The sequence below is a fragment of the Ramlibacter sp. genome, assembly GCF_028292805.1.
Classification (GTDB): Bacteria; Pseudomonadota; Gammaproteobacteria; order Burkholderiales; family Burkholderiaceae_C; genus Ramlibacter.
In genome coordinates this window covers 1-4385 of sequence record NZ_JAQGLS010000303.1, presented here as the reverse complement: position 1 = coordinate 4385, position 4385 = coordinate 1, and the positions used below count along the sequence as shown (strand labels likewise).

General features: G+C 66.4%; 5 protein-coding genes. 4 read left to right on the top strand and 1 reads right to left on the bottom strand.

Going from position 1 to position 4385, the window contains the following annotated elements; translation table 11 throughout:
- Positions 1-405: laccase domain-containing protein (locus tag JWP65_RS18530; RefSeq protein ID WP_299766417.1), on the top strand; the 405-nt coding region annotated here is incomplete at its 5' end.
- On the opposite strand, the gene JWP65_RS18525 is transcribed toward JWP65_RS18530, so the two are convergent.
- Positions 337-621 carry a hypothetical protein gene (locus JWP65_RS18525; protein WP_299766415.1) on the bottom strand — a complete coding sequence of 95 codons (285 nt, stop codon included), beginning with the start codon at positions 619-621 and terminating at the stop codon, positions 337-339. The two genes, JWP65_RS18530 and JWP65_RS18525, sit on opposite strands and share 69 nt — an antisense overlap.
- 85 nt (positions 622-706) lie before the next feature.
- Between JWP65_RS18525 and phaC the strand changes: the two genes are divergently transcribed.
- From phaC to phbB, 3 genes are all read left to right on the top strand, one after another.
- Positions 707-2380, top strand: coding sequence for a class I poly(R)-hydroxyalkanoic acid synthase (gene phaC / locus JWP65_RS18520; protein ID WP_299766413.1), 1674 nt, complete (start codon positions 707-709; stop codon positions 2378-2380).
- A gap of 85 nt (positions 2381-2465) precedes the next feature.
- Positions 2466-3647, top strand: a complete 1182-nt coding sequence (locus tag JWP65_RS18515) for an acetyl-CoA C-acetyltransferase (protein WP_299766411.1) — start codon at positions 2466-2468, stop codon at positions 3645-3647.
- A gap of 43 nt (positions 3648-3690) precedes the next feature.
- Positions 3691-4385: acetoacetyl-CoA reductase (phbB, locus tag JWP65_RS18510; RefSeq protein WP_299766409.1), on the top strand; the 695-nt coding region annotated here is incomplete at its 3' end.

Here is a 4385-nt window from a genome sequence, read left to right as displayed (position 1 = left end):
TGGCGCGGACTGGCCGGCAGCGCTGGCTCCGGCGTGCTGGAAGCGCTGTGGGGCGCGCTGCTGCCGCAGCTGGGCAGCGACCGCTGGCAAGCCGCGCAAGGCATGTTCGCCTGGCTGGGTCCTTGCATCGGTCCCCAGTCCTTCGAGGTGGGCCCCGAAGTGCGCGACGCCTTCCTGGCGCGCGATCCCGCCGCTGCCGAATGCTTTCGCCCGCACGGCGCGGGCAAGTTCCTGGCCAACCTGCCGGCACTGGCCCGGCGCCGCCTGCAGTCGCTGGGCATCACCGCCATCCACGGCAACGACGGCTCGCCCGATTGGTGCACCGTCGGCGCGGCATCACGGTTCTTTTCGCACCGCCGGGACCGCGTCAGCGGCCGGCTCGCCGCCGCCGTCTGGCTCGACTGAGGCCGCCCGGGCGGCTTCCAGTTCTGCCGTCTCGCGCTGCTTGCGCGCCTTGCGCCGCGCCGGTGTCGCCATGAGGTACATCAACAGCGCCACGGGACCCACGCCATAGAGTACAAAGGTGATGATGGCGCCGAGGATGGAGCCGTTGCTGTGGTCGGCTTCCGCCACCGCCATCATCAGCGCAACGTAGAGCCAGCCGATGGCGACGACTAGCAAGGGCGGTCCTCCAGGTTGATGTTGCAGTGCAGCAATGTTGGTGGGATACTGCGGCCGGTCAGCGAAAAAGAATCTGGAGACATGCATGAATTCTGATGGCAACCGGGCCTCCCACGCCCAGGACCTGGGCCAGCAATGGACGCAATTGCTGCAGTCCATGCAGCCTGCCGGCGGTGCCGGCGCCGCCGCCGTGCCGTCGATGCGCTTTTCCGGCGACAAGATGCAGGCCTTGCAGCAGGCCTACATGCGCGAAGCCGCCGAGCTGTGGAACCATGGCCTGCAGCCGGCCAAGGCCGACAAGCGGTTTGCCGGCGAAGCCTGGGCCCGCAACCCGGTCGCCGCCTTTTCCGCGGCCGTCTACCTGCTCAACGCGCGCACGCTGCTCGGGCTGGCCGACGCGGTCGAGGCCGACGAGAAGGTGCGCGCCCGGCTGCGCTTCGCGGTGGAGCAGTTCATGGCGGCATCGGCGCCGAGCAACTTTCTGGCACTGAATGCCGAGGCGCAGCAAAAGGCGGTGGAAACCAAGGGCGAGAGCATCGCGCGCGGCCTGCAGAACCTGCTGGCCGACCTGCAGCAAGGCCATGTTTCGATGACCGACGAGAGCGCCTTCGAGGTCGGCCGCAACGTCGGCACCTCCGAAGGCGCGGTGGTGTTCGAAAACGAGCTGTTCCAGCTGATCGAGTACAAGCCGCTGACCAAACAGGTGCACGAGCGGCCGTTCCTGGTGGTGCCGCCTTGCATCAACAAGTTCTACATCCTCGACCTGCAGCCGGACAACTCGCTGATCCGCTACCTGGTCGAGCAAGGCCACCGCACCTTCGTGGTCAGCTGGCGCAACCCGGACACCTCCATGGAGGAAAAGACCTGGGACGACTACATCGGTGACGGCGCGCTCAAGGCGATCTCGGTGGTGCAGGAAATCGGCGGGGCCAAGCAGATCAACGCGCTGGGCTTTTGCGTCGGCGGCACCATCCTGGGCACGGCCCTGGCCGTGGCGGCTGCCCGTGGCCAGAAGCCGGTGGCGTCGGCCACGCTGCTGACCACCTTTCTCGATTTCAGCGACACCGGCGTGCTCGACCTGTTCATCGACGACGCCTTCGTGCAGTACCGCGAATCGCAGATCGGCAAGCGCGGCATGCTCAAGGGCAAGGAGCTGGCCTCCACCTTCAGCTTCCTGCGGCCGAACGACCTGGTGTGGAATTACGTGGTGGGCAACTACCTCAAAGGCGAGACGCCGCCGCCGTTCGACCTGCTGTACTGGAACAGCGACTCGACCAACCTGCCGGGGCCGATGTACGCCTGGTACCTGCGCAACACCTACCTGGAAAACAACCTGGTCAAGCCGGGAAAGGCCACGGTGCTGGGCCAAAAGATCGACCTGACCAAGGTCGACATTCCGGTCTACATCTACGGCTCGCGCGAAGACCACATCGTGCCCGTCGCCGGCGCCTATGCGTCGATCAGGCACCTGCCAGGCAAAAAACGCTTCGTGATGGGCGCCTCCGGCCACATCGCCGGGGTGATCAACCCGCCGGGCAAGAACAAGCGGTCGTACTGGACCAACGACAAGCTGCCCCCCACCCAGGAGGAATGGCAGGCGGGCTCCAAGGAACATCCCGGCAGCTGGTGGCCCGACTGGGCGACCTGGCTGAAGGGCCACGCGGGCAAGCAGGTGGCTGCGCCCAAGAGCTACGGCAAGGGCACGAAGTACAAGGCGATCGAGCCCGCGCCGGGACGGTACGTGAAAGCAAAAGCCTGAAGGGGCCGCGCCGCGGCGCCAAGGATTTCGTCCCCGCGCAGGCGGGGACCCAGCAACCAGCAACCAGCAGAGCAGGAGCACCAGCATGGAAGACATCGTCATCGTTTCGGCGGCCCGCACCGCCGTCGGCAAGTTCGGCGGCTCGCTCGCCAAGATCCCCGCCACCGAGCTCGGGGCCATCGTGATCAAGGAAGCGCTGGCGCGCGCCAAGATCGATCCGTCGCAGGTCAGCGAAGTGATCATGGGCCAGGTACTGGCCGCCGGCTCCGGCCAGAACCCGGCGCGCCAGGCGCTGCTCAAAGCCGGCCTGCCCAAGGAAGTGCCGGGCCTGACCATCAATGCGGTGTGCGGCTCCGGCCTGAAGGCCGTGATGCTGGCGGCGCAGGCCATCGCCTGGGGCGACGCCGAGATCGTGGTGGCCGGCGGCCAGGAGAACATGAGCGCCGCGCCGCACGTCCTGATGGGTTCGCGCGACGGCCAGCGCATGGGCGACTGGAAGATGCAGGACACCATGATCGTGGACGGCCTGTGGGACGTCTACAACCAGTACCACATGGGCGTGACGGCAGAGAACGTGGCCAAGGAGCACAACATCGATCGTGCCGCGCAGGACGCGCTGGCGCTGGGCAGTCAGCAAAAGGCCGCCGCCGCGCAGGAAGCCGGCAGGTTCAAGGACGAGATCGTGGCCGTCTCCATTCCGCAGAAGAAGGGCGACCCGCTCAGCTTCGACGCCGACGAGTTCCTCAACAGGAAAACCAATGCCGAAGCACTGGCCGGCCTGCGTCCGGCCTTTGACAAGGCCGGCTCCGTCACCGCCGGCAATGCCTCCGGCCTGAACGACGGCGCCGCCGCCGTGGTGGTGATGAGCGCGAAGAAAGCCAAGGAACTCGGTCTGAAGCCGCTGGCGACCATCCGGGCCTTCGGCACGACCGGCCTGGACCCCAAAACCATGGGCATGGGCCCGGTGTCGGCCACGAAAAAGGCGCTGCAGCGCGCCGGCTGGAAGGCATCGGACGTCGACCTGTTCGAGCTGAACGAAGCCTTCGCCGCCCAGGCCTGCGCCGTCAACAAGGCGCTGGACATCGACCCGGCCAAGGTCAACGTCAACGGCGGCGCCATCGCCATCGGGCACCCGATCGGTGCATCGGGCGCGCGCATCCTGGTGACGTTGCTGCACGAGATGCAGCGCCGCGAAGCCAAGAAGGGCGTGGCCGCGCTTTGTATCGGTGGTGGCATGGGAGTTTCCCTCGCCGTCGAACGCGTTTGAGCGCGCAGAATCACGGCAACGCAACGAGACAAGGGGAATCAACATGGCCCAGAAAAAAGTAGCCTACGTGACCGGCGGCATGGGCGGCATCGGCACCGCCATCTGCCAGCGCCTGCACAAGGAGGGGTTCACGGTCATCGCCGGCTGCGGTCCGACGCGCGATTTCGACAAGTGGCTGGGCGAGCAGAAGTCCCAGAACTACGAGTTCCACGCATCGGTGGGCAACGTCGGCGACTGGGACTCCACGGTGGCGGCCTTTAGCAAGGCCAAGGCGCAGCACGGCAGCATCGACGTGCTGGTCAACAACGCCGGCATCACGCGCGACCGCATGTTCCTGAAGATGACGCGGGAAGACTGGGACGCGGTGATCGAGACCAACCTCAACTCGATGTTCAACGTCACCAAGCAGGTGGTGGGCGACATGGTCGAGCGGGGCTGGGGCCGCATCATCAACATCTCGAGCGTGAACGGCGAGAAGGGCCAGGCGGGCCAGACCAACTATTCGGCCGCCAAGGCCGGTATGCACGGCTTCACGATGGCGCTGGCGCAGGAGTTGGCCAACAAGGGCGTGACGGTCAACACCGTGAGCCCGGGCTACATCGGCACCGACATGGTCAAGGCGATCCGCCCGGACGTGCTCGACAAGATCGTGAGCACCATTCCGGTCAAGCGCCTCGGCCAACCGGAAGAAATCGCGTCGATCATCGCCTGGCTGGCGGGCACGGAAAGCGGCTATTC

Coding starts and splice junctions, on each gene's coding strand:
- phaC (WP_299766413.1), top strand. CDS start 707: ATGAATTCTGATGGCAACCGGGCCTCCCACGCCCAGGACCTGGGCCAG.
- JWP65_RS18515 (WP_299766411.1), top strand. CDS start 2,466: ATGGAAGACATCGTCATCGTTTCGGCGGCCCGCACCGCCGTCGGCAAG.